The following is a 20,825-nucleotide window of genomic DNA, read 5'->3' on the forward strand; positions in this document are numbered from 1 at the left end:
TTTTTATTCTTATTACACGAGCGCTTTCTTCGCAATATCCGTCCGATAGTGCTTTCCTTGGAAACGAATGCGATCCGCCTCTGCGTAGGCTTTGGCGCGTGCTTCCGCGATATCGCGGCCCAGCGCAGTTACGCCCAGCACCCGGCCGCCGCTAGTGACGATAGCTCCGTCCTTCACAGCGGTTCCAGCATGAAATACCAGAGCGTCTTGAACCTCATCCAGCCCTTCGATCGGCAGTCCTTTCGGATACGATCCCGGATAGCCCTCAGAAGCGAGAATGACACATACAGCCGCTTCATCGCTCCACTCAATGTTCATTTGCCCAAGACGACCGTTCACGGCTGCAAGGAAAATATCCAGCAGATCCGTCTTCAGTCGCGGCAGGACAACCTGTGTTTCCGGATCGCCAAAGCGCGCGTTGAATTCGATCGTTTTCGGTCCGTTCGGCGTTAGCATCAGACCAGCGAACAGTACGCCACGGAATGGACGCCCCTCGGCCACCATGGCCTTTGCCGTAGGCTTGATGATCGTTTCGATCGACTCGTCGATAACCGACTGCGGAATATGCGGCAGCGGGGTATAAGTGCCCATGCCTCCCGTATTCGGTCCTTTGTCATTATCGAATACCGGCTTATGGTCCTGCGCCGGCATCATCGGACGTACCGTTTCCCCGTCCACGAACGCGAGGATGGACATTTCCTGCCCTGTAAGAAATTCCTCAATAACCACTTGGTTACCGGATTCGCCGAATACTTTGGCGACCATGATTTCATGCAGCGCCTTTTCGGCTTCCTCCAGCGTCTGAGCCACAACCACGCCCTTACCTGCCGCTAGGCCGTCGGCCTTGATAACAATCGGCACCTGCTGCTTACGCAGGTATTCCACCGCATCGTCGAACTTGTCGAACGACTCGTAAGCCGCGGTCGGAATGTTGTATTTTTTTAGCAGCTGCTTGGTGAACACTTTACTTCCTTCAATGATCGCCGCATTCTTACGGGGTCCGAAGACCGCAATTTGTTTCGCCTCTAGATGATCAACAATGCCTTCGGACAACGGGTCGTCCGGCCCGATTACGACAAGGTCGATGGAGCGGTCAATCGCAAACTGAGCGATCTCTTCGAATTGATTGACCTGGATAGGCACACATTCAGCCACTCCGGCAATGCCCCCGTTGCCCGGCGCGCAGTACAGCTCCTGCACCTTAGGGCTTTTTTTGAGCGCCCAACAAATCGCATGCTCGCGGCCGCCGCCGCCCACTACCAATATCCGCATGTTGCGCTCCCCCTTAATCCTTGTTTATGATCAGCAGCTCGGTCTCTCCGCTTCCGAGGCGAATCGTCTTGACCATCAGCGAAATTTTATTCTCATCGTTCAAAACGTTCCAGTAAGTGTCCGCAATTTGCTTCACATCGTTCTGAAGCGGAACAAGCGCAGGCTCACCTTGGAAGGACGGCAGCGGATTCCCGTCGCCTGCATACGTATGAATGCAGTGACCGAAGCCCGGAAGCGCCTTTTCGTAAGTGTAGGTATGACGGAGCGTTTGCTCTTCCGTGTTGTTGCTCGATTTCAGAATCGACAGCTTGTAAGCAAACTGACCGTCTTTCAGATCAACGAGACCGCTGATACGCGGAGTAAAATTCGGCGCATCCGGTTCGTATGTCCGGGTTGCCAGTGCAGACTCAAAGGAACCGCCAGCTTGAATTGCTTCATGAATCGTATTCGTCTGGTCACCATTCGTGACGATATGCGCGCCGTTCACATGCTTGACCGGGTAGTAGATGATCAGCGACGGATCTGTGAGCTTCGCAGGGTCTTTCGCTTCCGTACGGACAAATCCGTTCTCTTCTTGAATAAACACACGGTTCCGGCTGTTCTCGCTGCGTCCCATAATCCAATAGACCTGCACCAGACGTGTTCCGTCAGGCGTTAAACCGATGACGATTCCACGGCCCGGATAATCGTTCTCCCGCAAACCGTTGATATATTGCTCCGCTTTCGCGTCTCTAGTCGTCGACACTATGATTTCCTCCCCCGTCAAATGGCTTGCTTAGTGGTGAAACAGACGAACACCGGAATACATCATAACCATTCCGTAGTCGTTGGCTGCTTGCACGACTTCCTCATCCCGCATCGAGCTTCCGGCCTGTACGACATATTTCACGCCGCTGCGGCTTGCGCGGTCCAAATTATCGCGGAAGGGCAGGAATGCATCCGAACCGTAAGAAACGCCCTGAAGTTTGTTCAGCCATTCGCGTTTCTCTTCACGAGACAAGCGCGCAGGCACCTCGTCGAAGCAAGCTTCCCAAGCCGCTTGCTCTACGGATGTAAGCTCATCCTCTAGCCAGAGGTCGATTGCATTGTTCTGCTCCGCGCGAGATAAGCCTTGACGGAATTTCATATTCAATGCCGTCGGATGTTGGCGAAGGAACCAGCGATCCGCTTTGTCCCCTGCCAGCCTCGTACAGTGAATTCGTGACTGCTGTCCCGCCCCGATACCGATCGTTTGGCCATCGAGTGTGTAGCAAATGGAGTTGGATTGCGTATATTTTAAAGTTACAAGCGCTACTAAAAGATCTCGTTTAGCATGGTCCGGCAGCTCTTTGTTTTCCGTTACGATCTTTTGCAGCGCAGATTCGTCAATAACGGCATCGTTACGCTCTTGCTGCAGCGTCAAACCAAACAGCGTGCGGGTTTCAACAGGGTTCGGCACATAGTCGGGATCGATCTGCAGAATCAAGTAGCCTCCGTTCTTTTTCGCCTTAAGGATTTCCAACGCCTCGTCCGTGTAACCAGGGGCCACAACAAGATCGGAAACCTCCCGCTTCAACAATTGAGCCGTCGATGCGTCTACAATATCGCTAAGAGCAGCGGCATCGCCGAACGAGGACATACGGTCGGCCCCGCGGGCACGCGCATAGGCTGTGGCCAGCGGGGAGAGCTCCAGGCCTTCAACGAAATAGGCTTTCTGCAGTTCAGGAGACATCGGAGCAGCAACCGCAGCTCCGGCAGGACTCACGTGTTTGAATGATGCGGCTGCCGGGAGACCGGTAGCGCGGCGCAGCTCGCGGGCAAGCTGAAAGCCGTTAAACGCATCCAGCAAATTGATGAAGCCCGGATCGCCATTCAAAACCTTAATCGGCATCGGTCCTTCACTAAGGAGCTTCGCTTGTTTTTGGTGCGGGTTCATCCCGTATCTCAGATCCAACACGTTCTTTGAGCTCGTGCTTTGGCTCATGGTGTTATCCCATCCTTTGGTTTAAAGTTGGCAGCTTGTTCCAAGCGGATGCTGCCGTTGCAAATGCCTTGAATCACTTGCGGATAAAGCCGGTGCTCGATCTCGTGGATCCGTTCTGCTATAGACGCTTCCGTATCCCCCGGTTGAATGTCGATGGCCCGTTGGGCCAAGATGGGCCCACTATCGAGTCCTCCATCAACTAGATGTACCGTTACTCCAGTGACCTTCACGCCGTGACGGAGCGCTTGTCCCACCGCGTCAAGCCCCGGAAAAGACGGCAGGAGCGACGGATGAATATTGATCATCCGCCCCCAGTACGCATCAACCAGTACATTGGTGATGATGCGCATGTACCCCGCAAGAACGATGAGTTCGACGTTTCTCTGCTGCAGCTGATGTAGAATTTCGTGTTCATATGCTTCGCGTGAAGCATATTCCTTCGGATTAAACGCAAACACAGGAATACCGGCCGCTTCCGCCCGTTTTACCACCTTGGCCTTCGGGCGGTCACAAACCAAAAGCTCGATGCGCGCATCGAGCCGTCCTTCTTTCACCGCATCCGCAATCGCTTGAAAATTGCTTCCGTTCCCCGATGCGAATACGGCAATGCTGAGGGGAGCCGTACTCATACGGCAGCCCCATTAAATGTAACCACACGCTCCCCAGCAGTTACACGGCCGAGAGTATAAGCTTTTTCTCCGTGACGATCAAACAGCTCCACAGCTTTTGCGGCTTGCTCCTCAGCTATGATAACAACCATGCCGATTCCCATGTTGAACGTACGGAACATGTCGTTGTTGCTGATTCCGCCTTCCCGCTGCATCAGTTCAAAAATCGGGAGAATCGGCCAAGAACCGTAATCAATCTCAACGTTTACCCCTGCCGGCAGCACACGAGGAATGTTTTCCAGGAAGCCTCCGCCCGTGATATGCGCCATGCCCTTGATCTCTACCTGCTCCAACACGGCAAGTACCGGCTTGACATAAATCTTCGTTGGCGCCAGCAGCGTATCGCCTAGGCGTTCGCCCAAAGCATCCACGTGATCATGCAGACTGTACCCCTTCTCCTCAAGCAAAAGTTTGCGGACAAGCGAGAAGCCGTTGCTGTGCACGCCGCTTGATGCTAGTCCCAATACGACATCACCCGGACAAATCGTAGAACCGTCGATGATGTTCTTCTTATCAACGATACCGACAGTAAACCCGGCGATATCGTATTCGCCTTCGCTGTACATCCCCGGCATCTCCGCTGTCTCACCGCCGATAAGGGCGCAGCCCGACTGTACGCAGCCGTCGCTAATGCCTTTCACGATTGCTTCGATCTTCTCCGGAATGACCTTGTCGCAAGCGAGATAATCGAGGAAAAAGAGCGGTTCCGCGCCCTGGACCACGATGTCGTTCACGCACATGGCTACGGCGTCGATGCCGATCGTATCATGCTTGTCCATAGCAAAAGCGATTTTTAGCTTCGTGCCTACACCGTCCGTTCCGGAGACAAGCACCGGCTCTTCATATTTATCTTTGTTTAAGCCGAACAGCCCGCCGAAACCGCCGAGCTCCGTCATCACTTCGGGACGGAACGTCGTCTTAACGTGCTTCTTCATGCGTTCTACCGCTTCGTTGCCGGCTGCGATGTCGACACCAGCCTTTTTATATGCATCGGACACTTGGTATTTCCTCCCCAAATCAATATGACCCTAACTGCAATTCTGTTACGCTGTAATTCAACCTTATAGCTTACGTTTCGCACCAAATTGGAGCTCTTACGCTGTTTTCACCCTTACACCTACAAGGCGAGGACACTCAAAAGCGAGCCCCGCCTCACGAACTCAATAAAGTTCAATCGCAGCCGCAGCCGAGCGCGGCTTCATCAGGAACCGGCGTCGGATAGTGGTTGTCGAAGCAGGCAGTACAGTGGCCGCGGTTAAACTCGCTGCCGGGACGGCCAATGGCTGTTAGCAAGCCGTCCTTGCTCAGGAAGTGAAGGGAGTCCGCGTTGATCGCCTGGCGAATCTCCTCCACTGACTTAACCGCGGCGATGAGCTCCGTGCGGCTCGGCGTATCAATGCCGTAGAAGCACGGGTTCTGGAAAGGCGGTGAGCTGATTCGCACATGCACCTCGGAAGCTCCCGCTTCACGAAGCAGGTTCACGATGCGCAGCGACGTTGTTCCGCGCACGATCGAGTCGTCGATCATGACGACGCGCTTGCCTTCCACGATGCTGCGTACGGCAGACAGCTTCATCTTCACGCCCTGCTCGCGCAGCTCTTGGCTCGGCTGGATAAAGGTCCGGCCGGTATAGCGGTTTTTGATCAATCCCAGCTCATAAGGGATGCCTGTCTGCTCTGCGTATCCGATTGCGGCAGATATACTGGAGTCCGGCACGCCGGTGACAATATCCGCGTCCACGAACGCTTCCATCGCCAGCTGGCGCCCCATGCGCTTACGCGCAGAGTGAATATTTGTCGAGTCGATATCGCTGTCCGGACGAGCAAAATAAATGTATTCCATCGCGCAAATCGCACGCTGTTTAATCGGTGAAAAGCGGTCTTCCGTCAGCACTCCGGTCTTGAGGTCCATGACCAGCATCTCGCCGGGTTCAACGTCCCGATAATACGTGCCGCCGACCGTATCGAATGCGCACGACTCGGAAGCAAAAAGCTTCGCAGTACCCAGACGTCCCATAACGAAGGGGCGCAAGCCGTGCGGGTCACGAGCGGCGATGAGCTTGTCCTTGGTCAGGAACAGGAATGCGTATGCCCCTTCTACCTTCAGCAGCGTTTCTTTCACGGCGCTGACGATATCGTCATGCTTGGAACGCGCAATCAAATGGGCAACAACTTCCGTATCGCTCGTCGTTTGAAAAATGGAACCTTCCTTCTCCAGCCGACGTTTGATTTCCGGGGCATTCGTCAGGTTGCCGTTCGTTGCAATCGCCAGATCGCCTTCGCGATACTTGAATACGAGCGGCTGCGCATTAGCCAGCTTGCTCTCGCCTGCAGTAGAGTAACGCACATGTGCGATGGCGTGGGAGCCCGCCATCGTTCCCAGGTTCTCGTTGTTGAACACTTCTTTGACGAGACCCATGCCCCGATGATAGTTGAACGACTCTCCACCGGTTACGCAGATCCCGGCGCTCTCTTGGCCGCGGTGCTGCAGAGCATGCAATCCGTAATACGAGAGCGAGGCCGCTTCGGAGTGACCAAACACTCCGAAAACGCCGCATTCTTCTCCCAGCTTATCGAACAGACCGTCATGACTGCTGCCGACGCCTTCGTTATAGTAATCTCCGGTCCACAGCTTCGGAACCTTTCCCGATCCGTTACCCTTTATAAAACCTAATCCTTGTCCGCCGACTCTCAGTTCATCAGACATGGAATCGCATCCTTCCAAACCTTTTCTAGTTGTGTTACAGATGCATCAATAACTGATTTCCCATTGACTTTAAGGTTCAATGCTTGTCCGCCAACCGTACCCAACACCTGCACAGGTACGCCCGCTTCCGACAATAGCTTCTGCAGTGCTTCAGCCTTATCAGGTGCAGCGCTGAGCAAAATTCGCGACTGGCTTTCGCTAAATAATGCCACGTCATTGCGCAGCTCGCTAACGAAATTTACCGCTGCACCGATTTTGCCGCTCATGCAGCTCTCTGCCAATGCAACGGCCAGACCGCCTTCTGACAAGTCGTGCGCCGAAGCGACGAGACCGCCTTGAATGGCGCGCAGCACCGCATTCAGCAGGGTTTGTTCCACTTCAAGATCAATCTGTGGAGGACGGCCTTCCGTTACTCCGTGCAGTACATATTGGAACTCACTTCCGCCAAGCTCCGCTTTCGTATCGCCGAGCAGCAGCACGACATCGCCTTCACGCTTGAAGCCTTGGGTTGTAATGTGGTCGGTGTCATGTATCAGGCCGACCATCCCGACGACTGGTGTAGGATAAATGGCACCTTTGGCGTTCTCGTTGTACAAGCTGACGTTTCCGCCGATGACCGGCGTATTCAGCTTGCGGCAAGCTTCCGCCATTCCGTCGACCGCTTTCTCGAGCTGCCAGAAAATTTCCGGCTTCTCCGGGCTGCCGAAGTTCAGGTTGTCCGTAATCGCCAGAGGCTCCGCACCCGAGCAAACGTTGTTCCGCGCCGCTTCCGCTACGGCTATGCGTCCGCCGACTTCCGGGTCCAGGTAGACGAAACGGCCGTTGCAGTCCGTCGACATCGACAACGCCTTACGGGAGCCGTGGATCGTAACGACAGCGGCATCCGAGCCTGGTTGAACCGCTGTTGAAGTACGCACCATATAGTCATATTGGTTATAAATCCATTCTTTGCTCGCTACCGTAGGCGATGCCAGCACCTTCAAGAGCGCATCGTTCAAATCCGTAACCTCCGGATAGCGAAGCGTATCAATGCGGCCATTCTCCTCATAATAAGCAGGCACAGCCGAAGGCTTATGGTACATTGGGACATCGTCCACGAGAGCTTTAACCGGCATGTTAGCAACCAGCTCACCCTTATGGTATAGCTTCAGGTTGCCGTCGTCCGTCACCTTGCCGACTTTAGGGCAAGGCAAGCCCCAACGTTCAAAAATCGCTACCGCCTGCGCTTCATGCTCAGGCTTCACCACGAACAGCATCCGCTCTTGGGATTCCGACAGCATCATCTCGTAAGCCGTCATGCCTTCTTCACGCTGCGGTACTGCATCGAGGTACAGCTCCATGCCGTTACCGGCTTTACTCGCCATCTCCGAGCTCGAACACGTAAGTCCTGCGGCGCCCATATCTTGAATGCCGACAACAATACCGGAGTTAATCAGCTCAAGGCAGGCTTCGAGCACCAGCTTCTCCATGAACGGATCGCCGACTTGCACTGCAGAACGCTTGGATTCAGACTTATCCGACAAGTCCTCAGAAGCGAATGTCGCTCCGTGAATGCCGTCGCGTCCTGTTGCAGGACCTACGTAGAACACCGGGTTGCCGACGCCTTTGGCCACGCCCTTTTGAATCTTGTCATGATCGATGATCCCCACGCACATCGCGTTGACGAGCGGGTTGCCTTCATAGTTCTCGTCGAACATCACTTCCCCGCCGACCGTCGGAATACCGATACAGTTACCGTAGCCCGCAATCCCGGATACGACGTTCTCAAACAAATATTTCACGCGATCGTTGTTCAGTTGACCAAAACGCAAGCTGTTGAGTACAGCCACTGGACGCGCACCCATCGAGAAAATATCACGGATAATGCCACCCACACCGGTTGCCGCACCTTGATACGGTTCAACGGCGGAAGGGTGATTGTGGCTTTCAATCTTGAACACAACCGCTTGGTTGTCTCCAATATCCACGATCCCCGCGCCTTCGCCGGGTCCCATCAGGACTTTCGGTCCGCTAGTCGGGAATTTTTTCAAAACCACCTTGGAGTTTTTGTAAGAGCAGTGCTCCGACCACATGACGCTAAACACGCCGATCTCCACATAATTCGGTTTCCGTCCGAGGAATCCGCAAATTTGTTCATACTCCGAATCCGTAACGCCAAACTGCTTATATATTTGCTGATCTGCAATTTGCTCCGCCGTTGGTTCCTTAGCCGATAGTTGCTGCGCCATGCTTTTCCCTCCAGGTGCTCAAAATCGATGTAAACATCTTCCGTCCGTCCGCCGAGCCAAGCAGTTCATGCACCGCACGCTCCGGATGAGGCATCATGCCGAGCACATTACCTGCTTTGTTACATATACCCGCAATATCGTCCACCGAACCGTTCGGGTTGTTGCCGGCTTCATATCTGAAAACGATCTGGTTGTTCGCTTTCAACTCCTCCAGCGTCGTTTCGTCACAATAATAATTTCCTTCGCCGTGAGCGATCGGAATGTTGATCAGCTCGCCTTGAGTATATTCTTTTGTAAAAGGATTGTCCGTGTTCTCCACCTGCAGAAGTGCAGCATGGCAGCGGAATTTGAGCGACCGGTTACGCAGCATCGCGCCTGGAAGCAATCCTGATTCGAGCAAAATTTGAAATCCGTTGCAAATGCCGAGTATATATTTGCCTTGAGCCGCCGCTTGAACGAGCGCATTCATGACAGGCGCGAACTGCGCAATAGCGCCAGTACGCAAGTAATCACCGTACGAAAAACCGCCAGGAAGTATAATGCAGTCATATTTCGACAAATCCGTCTCTGTATGCCATACATAATCGACAGGCTGTCCGATTGTATCCTCCACCGCTTTATAGCAGTCGATGTCACAGTTGGAGCCCGGAAAAACCAATACCGCAAAATTCATTATCGTGCTCCTCCTTTTATTAGGCCTGTACCAGCTCGAAACGATAGTCCTCGATCACCGTGTTAGCCAGCAGCTTTTCACACATAGCCTTTAACCGGTCTTCAGCAGCCGCGCGATCGTTAGTGTTCAGCTCCACTTCCAAATATTTGCCGATTCTTACTTTCTCCACTTCATCGAATCCCATCGTATGGAGCGCGCCTTGAACGGCGGTTCCCTGAACATCTAGTACGCTTTGCTTTATCGTTACATACACGGTCGCTTTAAACATCGGATAAATACCTCCTGCAAAATGGTTTGTTCGTTCGTTTCTACCGCAGAGCGGCAATTACCCTTGCACCAAACGGTTATAAATATCACGGTAACGCTTGGACGTCTCTTCCACTACATGCATTGGCAGAGGATCCGGCTCGCTGTTCTTATCCCAATTCGTGCCGGACAAATAGGTACGTACCGGCTCCTTATCCATGCCGTCGATCTCAATATCGAGCTCGTACTTCTCTTGCGCCCAGAAACGCGATGAGTCCGGCGTAAAAATTTCATCTATTAATATGATTTCATCATCAATAATTCCAAATTCAAACTTCGTATCCGCCAAAATGATGCCGCGCTGCTCACAATACGCATGAGCAAACTCGTAAAGCCGAATGCTCTTCTCCTGCAACTGCTCGGTTAACTCTGCACCTACGAGCTCTTTCATTCGCTCAATGGAAATGTCTTCGTCGTGGCCGACATCGTTCTTCGCAGCCGGTGTAAAAATCGGCTGGGGGAAGCGCTCGTTCTTCCGCATACCTGTCGGCAGCTTATGGCCGTTCACTTCACCTGTCTGCTGGTATTGGCGCCATCCGCCGCCCGTAATATACCCGCGTACTACGCATTCGATATCGATCCGCTCCGCTTTGCGCGTCACCATGAAGCGGTCCTTCATGATTTCTCGGTCCGTAATCAGATCGCTTAGCTTGTCCACATCCCCATGAACCACATGATTCGGCTGAATCGAAGCTGTCTGTTCGAACCAGAACTTGCTCAAGCTGTTTAGTACGTTGCCCTTGTCCGGCACCGCCGGGCTCAGCACCCAGTCGAACGCCGAGATCCGGTCGGTGACCGCAATCAGATAGTGCTCGCCAAGATCGTAGAGCTCCCGAACCTTGCCTTTATACAGCAGCGGCGCTTTTACATAAGCTTCCGCGCTCGAAATAGCCGTTGTCGTCCCGCTCATTCTCCCTCAGGCCTCCCTTTATTAGCTCAAGCCCAAACGCTTGAAAATCGTATCCACATGCTTCAAGTGCCAGCTTGGGTTAAATGCGTCTTCGATATCTTCCAAGCTCAGAATATTCCTAACCGCAGGCGTATTCTCGATAATCTCACGGAACGAACGCTGCTCTTCCCACGCCTGCATCGCGCGCGGTTGAACGGTATCGTAAGCTTGCTCGCGGCTGAAGCCTTTGTCGATCAGCTTCGTCATCACGCGGCCGGAGAAAGGAACACCATACGTGCTTTGCATGTTGCGCTTCATGTTTTCCGGGAATACCGTCAAATTTTTCACGATGTTGCCCAAACGGTTCAGCATATAGTTAAGCAATATTGTCGCATCCGGTAAAATAATGCGTTCCACGGAGGAATGAGAAATATCTCTCTCATGCCACAGCGTGACGTTCTCGTATGCGGAAACCATATGACCGCGAATCACACGTGCCAAACCGGAGATGCTTTCGCAGCCGATCGGGTTGCGCTTGTGCGGCATCGCCGACGAACCCTTCTGTCCCTTAGCGAAAGGCTCCTCCACTTCGCGGAACTCGCTCTTCTGCAGTGCGCGGATTTCTGTCGCGAACTTATCCAGCGAAGTCGCGATCAAAGCTAGTGTCGCCATGTACTCCGCGTGGCGGTCACGCTGCAGCGTCTGTGTCGAAATCGGCGCCGGCTTTGTGCCCAGCTTACCGCAAACATATTCCTCTACAAACGGATCGATGTTGGCGTATGTGCCTACGGCGCCGGAGATTTTACCGAACTGCACACCGTCAGCCGCAAAACGGAACCGCTCCAGATTGCGTTTCATTTCCTCATACCAGAGCGCCATTTTCAAACCGAAGGTCGTTGGCTCGGCATGTACGCCGTGCGTCCGTCCCATCATCGGCGTATCTTTATAAGCGATGGCCTTGTCCCGAACAATGTTAACGAAGTTTACGATGTCGCGCTCTAAAATCTCGTTGGCTTGCTTGAGCAAATAGCCGAGCGCTGTGTCCACGACGTCCGTCGAGGTCAGGCCATAATGCACCCATTTCCGTTCGTCCCCTAGCGTTTCGGATACCGCACGAGTGAACGCAATGACGTCGTGGCGAGTTTCCTGTTCAATTTCGTAGATGCGATCAATATCAAATCCTGCCTTTTTGCGCAGCTCGATAACATCTTCCTTCGGAATAACGCCCAGCTCCGACCACGCTTCACAGGAAAGAATCTCTACTTCCAGCCAAGCCTTGAATTTGTTTTCTTCCGTCCAAATGGCGCCCATCTCGGGTCTTGTATAGCGATCGATCATCGTTTCCCCATCCTTCGTTTAATTCTTTTCTATAGATTCCCAAACGTGTGATGCCTCTATCCAACCAAAAGCAGCTTCCACAGATTCAGACAGCAGATTGACGTGTCCCATTTTCCTGCCTGTTTTGGCTTCTTGCTTGCCGTACAAGTGAACCTTCGCCGTTACGCCGGGCGCAACCCGCTGGGATTCCGGATTCACAATCCAATCCAATAGCGGCTGAACATGTTCGCCTAGTACGTTGACCATCACTACCGGCGTCAGAAGAGCCGTATCTCCGAGCGGAAGATTGCATATCGCTCTTACATGCTGCTCGAATTGTGACGTCCGGCACGCTTCCATCGTGTAATGACCGGAGTTATGAGGCCGCGGCGCAAGCTCGTTCACATACAGCTCGCCGCTTGCCGTTAAAAACATCTCCACTGCGATCAGTCCGATAACGTCGAGCTCTTCTGCAATTCGCTGCGCCATCGCCTCGGCTTCCTTCAGCACAGCTTCCGGCGCGCGCGCCGGGACAATGGACAGATGCAATATGTTGTTCACATGCACGTTCTCCGCAGCAGGGAATACCTTTACTTCCCCCCGCGGGCTTCTGGCTGCAATGACGGATATTTCTTTATCGAAACGGATGAACTGCTCCAACACCAGCTCCGTCTTCGCCTTGCTCAAAGTATCATAGGCATCCTGTACCTCTTCCAACGAGCGAATGACCCATTGGCCTTTACCGTCGTAGCCGCCAGTCGCCGTTTTGAGCACGCAGGGCGTTCCGAATCTCAGTACCGCTTCACGGAGTTCCACTACGCTTCGGATCTCGGCATATGGCGCTACCTTGACTCCTGCCGATTCAATCGCCCGTTTCTCGCGCAGGCGATGCTGCGTGGTGTAGAGCAGCTTGCTGCCCTGCGGCACGTACGATTCCGCCATCAACAGAGAAGTTACTTCCGCGTCTACATTCTCGAATTCATACGTGATGACATCCGCCTGCTGCGCTAGCTGCCTCGCTGCCGCCGCATCATGATATTCTGCGACGATCTGTTGATCGGCTACCTGCCCGCAGGGCGCATCAGGTATGGGATCCAGCGTTACAAAACGGTAACCCATCGCGCGTCCGGCTAAAGCCAGCATCCGGCCAAGCTGACCGCCCCCAAGGATACCGATCGTTGCACCCGGAGCATACACGCGATTTGGATCGTATGCCTTGCTGGCCACTTTTTCTTGCGTCATTCCAGCACGCTCTTTTCCATTACCGTCTCTGCGATACGCTCCCGCCTTTGCGTCACTTTCCGCCGCAGCTCCGGATCAAACGCTCCCAGGATCTGTGCTGCGAGAAGTCCGGCATTCGTTGCTCCTGCATGGCCGATCGCCACCGTCGCCACGGGAACGCCACCCGGCATCTGCACGATCGACAGCAGTGAATCCAGGCCGTTCAGCGTGGAGGTTTTGACTGGAACGCCGATGACCGGAAGCACCGTTTTCGCCGCCACCATACCCGGCAGATGCGCAGCTCCTCCCGCCCCGGCGATAATGACCTTCAGCCCCCGCTCTTCCGCTGACGCCGCATATTCAAACATCAGGTCAGGCGTACGATGTGCTGAAACGACCTTTTTCTCATAAGGTACACCCAGTTCCTCCAGCATATCGCATGCATGCTTCATCGTTTCCCAGTCGGACTGGCTGCCCATAATGACTCCTACAAGAACTGACATCCGTAAACCTCCATGTCGTTATCATCAATGTTATATAAGAAAACCTTTAACGAGGCCATTCATGGATGAGCGACCGCGATTCAAAGGTAGGTTTTCTTGTGATAAAGAAATTGTTCAGCTCTGCTGAAAATATATACTTTCTTTATCGTAAAAAACAAAACGCCCTTTAGATAGATACTGAACCACTTACGCACAGTCTATCGGCAGGACGACAAGAACACCCACAAGCGCAAGCTAAGGCCATGCACCAATGTGCTGACCTTCTAAAAACTAACGCTCACTCGTAGTCCAAAAATTTAAGGTTTTCGGGTAGAAACTTTCGGGCCTTATTCCCGACGATATACGAGATTATTCGACTTTTTCACTATCTATTTTCCATTCTTCTTACGTTTTCAGTTTAACAGGCTTTAACACCCCATGTCAACTATGAAAGACGAACATTCTTTAAAAAGACACAAATAATAGTTCGCATTTCAAACCCTATTCACTGGAATATTACCTGATATTTACATATTTTATTTTTATATTCTTTAGTTCATCGAGCCCTTCTTCCACTTCTATCTTCGTTAGGTTACCAGCATTAAGCTGCTCTACTTCGACAGACAGCCAGCGCTCATACATACGAATCCCTTCATCTAAGACTGCCGCCAGTTCCTCCGTGCGCTGCTCTTCCTCTTGTAATTCCTCCAATAAATGAAATAATACATCCTCGCTTTTTCCGTATTGTCCATGGTCGTCATAATAAAAAACCAGCTTATGCAGCGTGTCCATCGACATGGGGGCGCGGCCTATAACTTGAAGTGACGTATCAATTCGTGCTTGAAACAGTTCCGCCAGCTCCCCTCGGGAATCCATTTCTCTAGCGAAGAGCAGAATCTCAAGCACCTTCAAGCCAGCTTTCCGCGCCTCAGCCGTATGACCGCTCTCTTCGTGTGCAGCGGCCTGGGCATTCAGCATATCCCCTAGGGCCAGCACTTTTCCTTGATCGATATCTCCATCCTTTGAAAGCAAAGCGAGTAAATCTTTAGTAGATAATGCGTGTACCAGCTTTGAGTTTAGTCCTAACAATTGACGCATCGCCTGATTTAACAATTCGAGCGCTTCCTGCAATCGATGATTATTCCTCGCAAACATCACCTTATGCAGCACTTCCGTCGTCTGCTCAATCAATCGCATGAGATAGTCGCGTCTATACATGGGATCCTCCCCCCTCCATGGTGTCCATATCGTTCATTTTATTGTACAGGATTATCCCACCTGAGGAAAATTTCCGGACTACGGGCTAGAAGCATTTCCATTATCGGGTAATCATTGGATGATTTTATGCATTGAACCTGAAATCATCCTATGTTAAATTTTTAAAAGCCGAATCGTATAGCCTATTTTGTGTACGTACGGGGGACTGAGCAATTGGGGTGAATGCTTGCAGGCATGACTGCTGCGCGCTAGGGAACAACCTCTTCCCGAACCCGACAACTAACCTCGGAGGCATGAACAGGAGGAATACAATAATGAAGTTCCGATTTAGAAACATGCTTCTCGCGTGCGTCTTTGCCGTACCAGCCGTGATTCAGGTATCCTCGCCCGCGCATGCAGAAAAACCTGTGCGTGTGGCCCACGATGTCAAGGTACAGGTGAATGAAAAGCTGGTGGCATTCCCGGATGCACAGCCTTTCGTGGATGAGAATCATAAGCTCCAAGTCCCTGCAAGAGCGGTTACGGACAAGCTCGGGTACAAGCTCCACTGGAAACAAGACGGTTCCCAATTCACCATTACAATGAAGAACGCTGACAAAACCGTTTCGTTCACTACAGGTGATCCTATCATTACCGTCAATGGAAAACCGACCCGAATTAAAGACACTGCCAAGTTTGTAGATGGGCGTGTCTACGTCCCCTTTCGACTGATTTCCGATTCCTTCGGCATCAAAACACAGTGGGACAAAGTTAACCGGATTGCGATACTGAGCGCAGATGGACAATACCATGCGCCCGCTTGGTATAGATCAGTGAACTCTGTGATGAATTACTCCAAAATGATTGAAGCCAAAGCGACGGCATACACCGCATCTGCAGATGAGAACGGCGGTTATGCAGGGCTGGACTATATGGGCAACGCGCTTCGGCTGGGTACTATTGCTGTGGACCCGTCCGTCATTCCGCTCGGATCTAAGGTGTATGTGGAGGGTTACACGTATGACGGTCTTCCTGCCGGCGGGATGTACGCTATGGCAACCGATACGGGTGGTGCCGTAAAAGGTAACCGCATTGATATTTTCCTGCCCGAGAGCAAGAGCGAAGCAAGAACGTTCGGTATTCAGCAAGTGAAAGTATATGTTGTAGGTTCCTGATATTATTTGTTTCTCATCCATTATCAAAAGCAGTCGTCTCAGCTGAGGCGACTGCTTTTTTTTGGCTGCCGAACTCGCCGTATACTTTGGGTCGGAAGGCCAAACCCTAAGTTTGGTCAGGTCAGAACGGAGGTGGAAATTTCATGCGTCGTCGAATTCGTATGCTTATGCTTTGCTTGGTGTTCACTTTTCTTACCGGTGCCGCTGCTCCCCAGAACAGTGAAGTCGTATGGAACGTAGAAACGGACCAGAAGCTGATCGCCCTAACCTTTGATGACGGACCCAACCCCGTGTTTACGCCGCAAATTTTGGATTTATTAAACCAGTACGGAGCTAAAGCGACTTTTTTCGTGATCGGCAAACGCGTGCAGATGTATCCGGTTATCGCCATTCGTGAAGTGAACGAGGGACACGAAATCGCCAACCACACCTTTGACCATCATTATTTGAAAAATTACCCTCCGGAACGTCTCGTAGAAGAGATTCGCCAAACGCAGGAGGTAATCTTTGATATAACCGAACAAATGCCGCATGTTTTTCGCCCTCCCGGAGGCTTTTATAACGATGCGCTGCTGCACTCCGTGAAGGAGGATAAGCTGACGGTGGTCATGTGGTCTTGGTATCAGGATACTAAGGATTGGAAAAAACCGGGCGTAGACAACATCGTCCGTCAAGTTCTTAACAATCTTCACAACGGTGATATCATTCTGTTCCACGATCTTCAAGGGGACTGTACTCAGACCGTGGAGGCGCTCAAACGAATTTTACCGGAGCTTACACAAAGAGGGTACCGATTCGTCACGGTGTCTGACTTGATTGCCAAAACCCGAAAATGACAGTTCCGGCCATATTGCGTTTAAGCTTTGGTTTTTGATGCATACAAATGGTATAATCAATGGGCAATCACTATGCTATGTTATGAGGGATATCATGCTTTCATTTGAAGAAAAACGCGCCGTTGTGGAATCTTTTCCGGAGTTGGAACGAAAAGATGTGTCCTTGGGCCGAGTCAACTATCATTATGAGAAAAGCGCTTTTGACAAAAAAATTGTCGTGTACCATCTGCATCCGAACGGTAATGGATTTGTATACGCCGGACATCTGCACGGTTACGAAAAGGATGAGAAGGGTCTGGTCAATATTCGTGACTTCTCAAAGGATCAGCTTCAAGCGATTATTGAGGCTTCTATTCGGTCTCTTTCCCCGAGAACAACGGAAGAACAAGCCGTAATCGGAGATGCAAAGGAAGAGCGATGGACCGGTCCGGACAACCAGACACTTGTACTGCTGAAAGAAGATGAAATGTGGTACGTTTATACAGGCCTAAATCTGGAAGCCGCTTTTGAAACCTATGATGAGGCAGTCGAATACCTTCGCGAGGAAGGCTTTTCTCGCTTATAACCTGCTCACAGGGACATGCTTAATGGGTTAATTAGAGGGCACCCCATCCTTTATGGACGGGGTGCCTTTTCCGTGCATATGTCGTTTGATTCGCTTTTCGGTAGTATAATATTCTTGTCTATGAAGCTGGGAAAGGAGCTGCGCTGCACCGTTTTACGAGAGAAAGATCCCTATTTGAGGAGCATGGAGTTTCTAAGAGACCAGATTCCTTCTTTTAATATATACCCGTTCGATCTACCCGCTCTGCGAAAGCTTTCATCTTTGCCTTTGCATCTCAAAGTAACCTATATCGTTGGCGAGAATGGAATGGGGAAGTCCACACTGCTTGAGGCAATAGCTACCGCTTGGGGATTTAATCCGGAGGGTGGGAGCCTCAACTTCACCTTTTCCACCTATACGTCCCACTCCGAGCTGTACCGGTATATTCGTTTGGTTCGTGGCATCCGTAGACTGCGGGACGGCTTCTTTTTCCGTGCCGAAACCTATTATAATCTGGCAACGAACATTGAAGAAATGGATCGCGAGTCATCCTCCGGCAGTTCCATCATCCGTTCATACGGCGGCAAGTCATTACACGAGCAGTCTCACGGAGAATCATTCTTCACTGCTTTCCTTCACCGTTTTGGTGGGAATGGCCTTTATATTTTAGACGAGCCCGAGGCAGCCTTATCTCCTTTCAAGCCGTTGTCCACGCTGGCCCGCAATCACGCGTTGGTAAACAAAAATTCACAGTTTATTATTTCAACTCATTCTCCCATTTTAATGGCGTATCCTGATGCTCTGCTCTACAATCTGACGGACAACGGCATAGAACAGGTATCTTTGGAGGAAACAGAACACTATATCATTATGAAGCAGTTTCTTCTGGGACGTGAACGTATGCTGAAGGAATTGTTCGCAGATACGGATTAATTATAAAAAAGTAAGAGCAGGCACCCGTCGTTCGGACGGTTACCTGCTCTTCTGTATTTTCACTTCTGGCTTGTTGATTGCAGTGATCAGATCGGCTTTCCGTTCCTCTTTATATCAAACCGCCTGCTTCGGTTATCAATAGCTCCTGGCCGGTTGCCTACAGGTGGATCGATTTGCACGACCTCATTCGTCGTACGCGTATGATGCAGGTCAGTTGCTCCTGCCGCATGGGTTCCTAATTCGGCCAATTCTTCATTTTCATTGTTATCTTGAATTTTGTTCATAAGAATTAATCCTCCTCATAGTGATCGAATAAACTTACGATTTCAGCACCACTCTAATGCAATTATCATTCTTTTCGTAGAAAAGCTCATACATCCGCTCGGTTTCCATTAATGGAGCCTGATGAGTGATGATGTCGTTTCATGTCCGATAATGAACTCATTCGGCATATTCGGCACCATGCCGTGAATAAGATGGAGATCAGATCCGCAGATGGCCGTGCTGGTTATCCTGAAGATAATATCATCTTTTTTCTCCATTCGGGATCCTGTACTTCCTTCACCTTAACATCTTTAATCCCATGATAGGTAACAGCTTCATGATTCGACTTTCTCCTTAAGGTTCCGGGTAGCAAACCTGCGATTAGTATACCGCCGGGTTGCCATGGTTCATTCAAGAGCTTCCTACCAGTAAACGGAATATCAGAAGGCAAAAATCGTACGGTTTGTAATAATTGCCTTCACCACACACACATTTAATCCTGAAACGAATTACCCTTACAATATTCCTACTTCATACTTTCTGCAGCACAAAAAAGCCCTTAAGTCATGATTCATGACTTAAGGGCTTTTTTGTCACATTTGCTTGGCGACGTTCTACTCTCCCAGGACCCTGCGGTCCAAGTACCATTGACGCTGGAAGGCTTAACGGCCGTGTTCGGTATGGGTACGCGTGGTTCCCTTCCGCCATCATCACCAAACATATTCAGGTTTGCACCCTGAAAACTGGATCGAAACAAAGCATGCTGAAGTTCATGTATTTGGATAAGCCCTCGACCGATTAGTATTCGTCAGCTCCACACGTTGCCGCGCTTCCACCCCGAACCTATCAACCTCGTCGTCTACAAGGGGTCTTACTAATTGGGAAATCTCATCTTGAGGGGGGCTTCACGCTTAGATGCTTTCAGCGCTTATCCCTTCCGTACTTAGCTATCCAGCCGTGCCTCTGGCGAGACAACTGGTACACCAGCGGTACGTCCATCCCGGTCCTCTCGTACTAAGGACAGCTCCTCTCAAATTTCCTACGCCCACGACAGATAGGGACCGAACTGTCTCACGACGTTCTGAACCCAGCTCGCGTACCGCTTTAATGGGCGAACAGCCCAACCCTTGGGACCTACTTCAGCCCCAGGATGCGATGAGCCGACATCGAGGTGCCAAACCTCCCCGTCGATGTGGACTCTTGGGGGAGATAAGCCTGTTATCCCCAGGGTAGCTTTTATCCGTTGAGCGATGGCCCTTCCATGCGGTACCACCGGATCACTAAGCCCGACTTTCGTCCCTGCTCGACCTGTTTGTCTCGCAGTCAAGCTCCCTTATGCCTTTGCACTCTTCGAATGATTTCCAACCATTCTGAGGGAACCTTAGGGCGCCTCCGTTACTCTTTAGGAGGCGACCGCCCCAGTCAAACTGCCCACCTGACACTGTCCCCATACCGGATCACGGTACCAGGTTAGAACTCCGATACGATCAGGGTGGTATCCCAACGTCGCCTCCACACAAGCTGGCGCTCATGCTTCTCAGGCTCCCACCTATCCTGTACAGATCGTACCAAAGTCCAATATCAAGCTGCAGTAAAGCTCCATGGGGTCTTTCCGTCTTGTCGCGGGTAACCTGCATCTTCACAGGTATTAAAATTTCACCGGATCTCTCGTCGAGACAGCGCCCAAGTCGTTACGCCATTCGTGCGGGTCAGAATTTACCTGACAAGGAATTTCGCTACCTTAGGACCGTTATAGTTACGGCCGCCGTTTACTGGGGCTTCGGTTCACAGCTTCGGATTGCTCCTAACCGCTCCCCTTAACCTTCCAGCACCGGGCAGGCGTCAGCCCGTATACTTCGCCTTGCGGCTTCGCACAGACCTGTGTTTTTGCTAAACAGTCGCTTGGGCCTTTTCACTGCGGCCCCCTCGGGCTATTCACCCTACCGAGGCACCCCTTCTCCCGAAGTTACGGGGTCATTTTGCCGAGTTCCTTAACGAGAGTTCTTCCGCGCGCCTTAGCATGCTCTGCTCGCCTACCTGTGTCGGTTTGCGGTACGGGCACCTTCTCCCTGGCTAGAGGCTTTTCTTGGCAGCCTGAACTCATGACCTTCGGTACTGTAATTTTCCCTCCCCATCACAGCTTAGCCTTAA

Annotated in this window: 19 protein-coding genes, 2 rRNA genes, 1 pseudogene and 2 riboswitches (1 of these 24 running past the window's edge); of the genes and pseudogenes, 4 read left to right on the plus strand and 18 right to left on the minus strand. The window is 51.6% G+C overall.

Annotated elements, in window-relative coordinates:
* Nucleotides 1-12 precede the first annotated feature (12 nt).
* From purD to JOE45_RS13005, 14 genes are all read right to left on the minus strand, one after another.
* Nucleotides 13-1,272: a phosphoribosylamine--glycine ligase gene (gene purD / locus JOE45_RS12940; protein ID WP_210019816.1), complete on the minus strand. Its 1,260-nt coding sequence runs from the start codon at nucleotides 1,270-1,272 to the stop codon at nucleotides 13-15.
* Between the two features lie 13 nt (nucleotides 1,273-1,285).
* Nucleotides 1,286-2,017 (minus strand): IMP cyclohydrolase, encoded by a 732-nt coding sequence (locus JOE45_RS12945; RefSeq protein WP_210019815.1) that lies wholly within the window; start codon nucleotides 2,015-2,017, stop codon nucleotides 1,286-1,288.
* A 30-nt stretch (nucleotides 2,018-2,047) separates the two neighbouring features.
* A complete protein-coding gene (locus JOE45_RS12950) occupies nucleotides 2,048-3,235 on the minus strand; it encodes a phosphoribosylaminoimidazolecarboxamide formyltransferase (RefSeq protein ID WP_210019814.1) in 1,188 nt (395 codons plus the stop codon).
* Nucleotides 3,232-3,864: a phosphoribosylglycinamide formyltransferase gene (gene purN, locus JOE45_RS12955; protein WP_210019813.1), complete on the minus strand. Its 633-nt coding sequence runs from the start codon at nucleotides 3,862-3,864 to the stop codon at nucleotides 3,232-3,234. The genes JOE45_RS12950 and purN overlap by 4 nt, the downstream gene beginning before the upstream one ends.
* On the minus strand, nucleotides 3,861-4,901 hold the full coding sequence (gene purM / locus JOE45_RS12960; protein WP_210019812.1) for a phosphoribosylformylglycinamidine cyclo-ligase: 1,041 nt from the start codon (nucleotides 4,899-4,901) through the stop codon (nucleotides 3,861-3,863). The genes purN and purM overlap by 4 nt, the downstream gene beginning before the upstream one ends.
* A 172-nt stretch (nucleotides 4,902-5,073) precedes the next feature.
* Nucleotides 5,074-6,609, minus strand: coding sequence for an amidophosphoribosyltransferase (gene purF, locus JOE45_RS12965; RefSeq protein ID WP_210019811.1), 1,536 nt, complete (start codon nucleotides 6,607-6,609; stop codon nucleotides 5,074-5,076).
* Nucleotides 6,594-8,837 (minus strand): phosphoribosylformylglycinamidine synthase subunit PurL, encoded by a 2,244-nt coding sequence (gene purL / locus JOE45_RS12970; RefSeq protein WP_210019810.1) that lies wholly within the window; start codon nucleotides 8,835-8,837, stop codon nucleotides 6,594-6,596. The genes purF and purL overlap by 16 nt, the downstream gene beginning before the upstream one ends.
* Complete coding sequence (gene purQ, locus JOE45_RS12975) at nucleotides 8,815-9,510, minus strand: phosphoribosylformylglycinamidine synthase subunit PurQ (RefSeq protein ID WP_210019809.1); 696 nt, start codon at nucleotides 9,508-9,510, stop codon at nucleotides 8,815-8,817. The genes purL and purQ overlap by 23 nt, the downstream gene beginning before the upstream one ends.
* A 19-nt stretch (nucleotides 9,511-9,529) precedes the next feature.
* Nucleotides 9,530-9,778 carry a phosphoribosylformylglycinamidine synthase subunit PurS gene (purS, locus tag JOE45_RS12980; protein WP_210019808.1) on the minus strand — a complete coding sequence of 83 codons (249 nt, stop codon included), beginning with the start codon at nucleotides 9,776-9,778 and terminating at the stop codon, nucleotides 9,530-9,532.
* A 57-nt stretch (nucleotides 9,779-9,835) separates the two neighbouring features.
* Complete coding sequence (locus JOE45_RS12985; protein WP_210019807.1) at nucleotides 9,836-10,726, minus strand: phosphoribosylaminoimidazolesuccinocarboxamide synthase; 891 nt, start codon at nucleotides 10,724-10,726, stop codon at nucleotides 9,836-9,838.
* Between the two features lie 21 nt (nucleotides 10,727-10,747).
* A complete protein-coding gene (gene purB, locus JOE45_RS12990) occupies nucleotides 10,748-12,043 on the minus strand; it encodes an adenylosuccinate lyase (protein WP_210019806.1) in 1,296 nt (431 codons plus the stop codon).
* 18 nt (nucleotides 12,044-12,061) lie between these two features.
* Nucleotides 12,062-13,264 (minus strand): 5-(carboxyamino)imidazole ribonucleotide synthase, encoded by a 1,203-nt coding sequence (purK, locus tag JOE45_RS12995; RefSeq protein ID WP_210019805.1) that lies wholly within the window; start codon nucleotides 13,262-13,264, stop codon nucleotides 12,062-12,064.
* On the minus strand, nucleotides 13,261-13,746 hold the full coding sequence (purE, locus tag JOE45_RS13000; protein WP_210019804.1) for a 5-(carboxyamino)imidazole ribonucleotide mutase: 486 nt from the start codon (nucleotides 13,744-13,746) through the stop codon (nucleotides 13,261-13,263). The genes purK and purE overlap by 4 nt, the downstream gene beginning before the upstream one ends.
* Nucleotides 13,747-14,010: 264 nt before the next feature.
* Nucleotides 14,011-14,112, minus strand: a riboswitch (purine riboswitch).
* 129 nt (nucleotides 14,113-14,241) lie between these two features.
* The gene (locus tag JOE45_RS13005; protein WP_210019803.1) at nucleotides 14,242-14,943 is read right to left on the minus strand and encodes a DUF6483 family protein; all 702 of its coding nucleotides are present in this window, start codon (nucleotides 14,941-14,943) and stop codon (nucleotides 14,242-14,244) included.
* A gap of 156 nt (nucleotides 14,944-15,099) precedes the next feature.
* Nucleotides 15,100-15,252: riboswitch (cyclic di-AMP (ydaO/yuaA leader) on the plus strand.
* A gap of 5 nt (nucleotides 15,253-15,257) precedes the next feature.
* Here JOE45_RS13005 and JOE45_RS13010 point away from each other — a divergent pair.
* The 4 genes from JOE45_RS13010 (at nucleotide 15,258) to JOE45_RS13025 (ending at nucleotide 18,410) form a co-directional block, all read left to right on the plus strand.
* Nucleotides 15,258-16,097: a stalk domain-containing protein gene (locus JOE45_RS13010; protein ID WP_210019802.1), complete on the plus strand. Its 840-nt coding sequence runs from the start codon at nucleotides 15,258-15,260 to the stop codon at nucleotides 16,095-16,097.
* A gap of 143 nt (nucleotides 16,098-16,240) precedes the next feature.
* The gene (locus tag JOE45_RS13015) at nucleotides 16,241-16,933 is read left to right on the plus strand and encodes a polysaccharide deacetylase family protein (protein WP_210019801.1); all 693 of its coding nucleotides are present in this window, start codon (nucleotides 16,241-16,243) and stop codon (nucleotides 16,931-16,933) included.
* 94 nt (nucleotides 16,934-17,027) lie between these two features.
* Nucleotides 17,028-17,498, plus strand: coding sequence for a hypothetical protein (locus JOE45_RS13020; protein WP_210019800.1), 471 nt, complete (start codon nucleotides 17,028-17,030; stop codon nucleotides 17,496-17,498).
* A 183-nt stretch (nucleotides 17,499-17,681) separates the two neighbouring features.
* Nucleotides 17,682-18,410, plus strand: coding sequence for an AAA family ATPase (locus JOE45_RS13025; protein WP_245246932.1), 729 nt, complete (start codon nucleotides 17,682-17,684; stop codon nucleotides 18,408-18,410).
* Between the two features lie 86 nt (nucleotides 18,411-18,496).
* On the opposite strand, the gene JOE45_RS13030 is transcribed toward JOE45_RS13025, so the two are convergent.
* The 4 genes and pseudogenes from JOE45_RS13030 to JOE45_RS13045 all read right to left on the minus strand — a co-directional run.
* Complete coding sequence (locus JOE45_RS13030; RefSeq protein WP_210019799.1) at nucleotides 18,497-18,694, minus strand: hypothetical protein; 198 nt, start codon at nucleotides 18,692-18,694, stop codon at nucleotides 18,497-18,499.
* A 138-nt stretch (nucleotides 18,695-18,832) separates the two neighbouring features.
* Nucleotides 18,833-19,047, minus strand: a pseudogene (locus JOE45_RS23540) (alcohol dehydrogenase catalytic domain-containing protein); the annotation flags it as partial.
* Nucleotides 19,048-19,275: 228 nt separating this feature from the next.
* Nucleotides 19,276-19,392, minus strand: a 5S ribosomal RNA gene (gene rrf, locus JOE45_RS13040).
* Between the two features lie 60 nt (nucleotides 19,393-19,452).
* Nucleotides 19,453-20,825, minus strand: a 23S ribosomal RNA gene (locus tag JOE45_RS13045) (it continues 1,549 nt past the right edge of the window).

Origin of the sequence: Paenibacillus sp. PvR098 (assembly GCF_017833255.1) — a bacterium.
In the GTDB taxonomy this organism is placed as follows: domain Bacteria; phylum Bacillota; class Bacilli; order Paenibacillales; family NBRC-103111; genus Paenibacillus_G.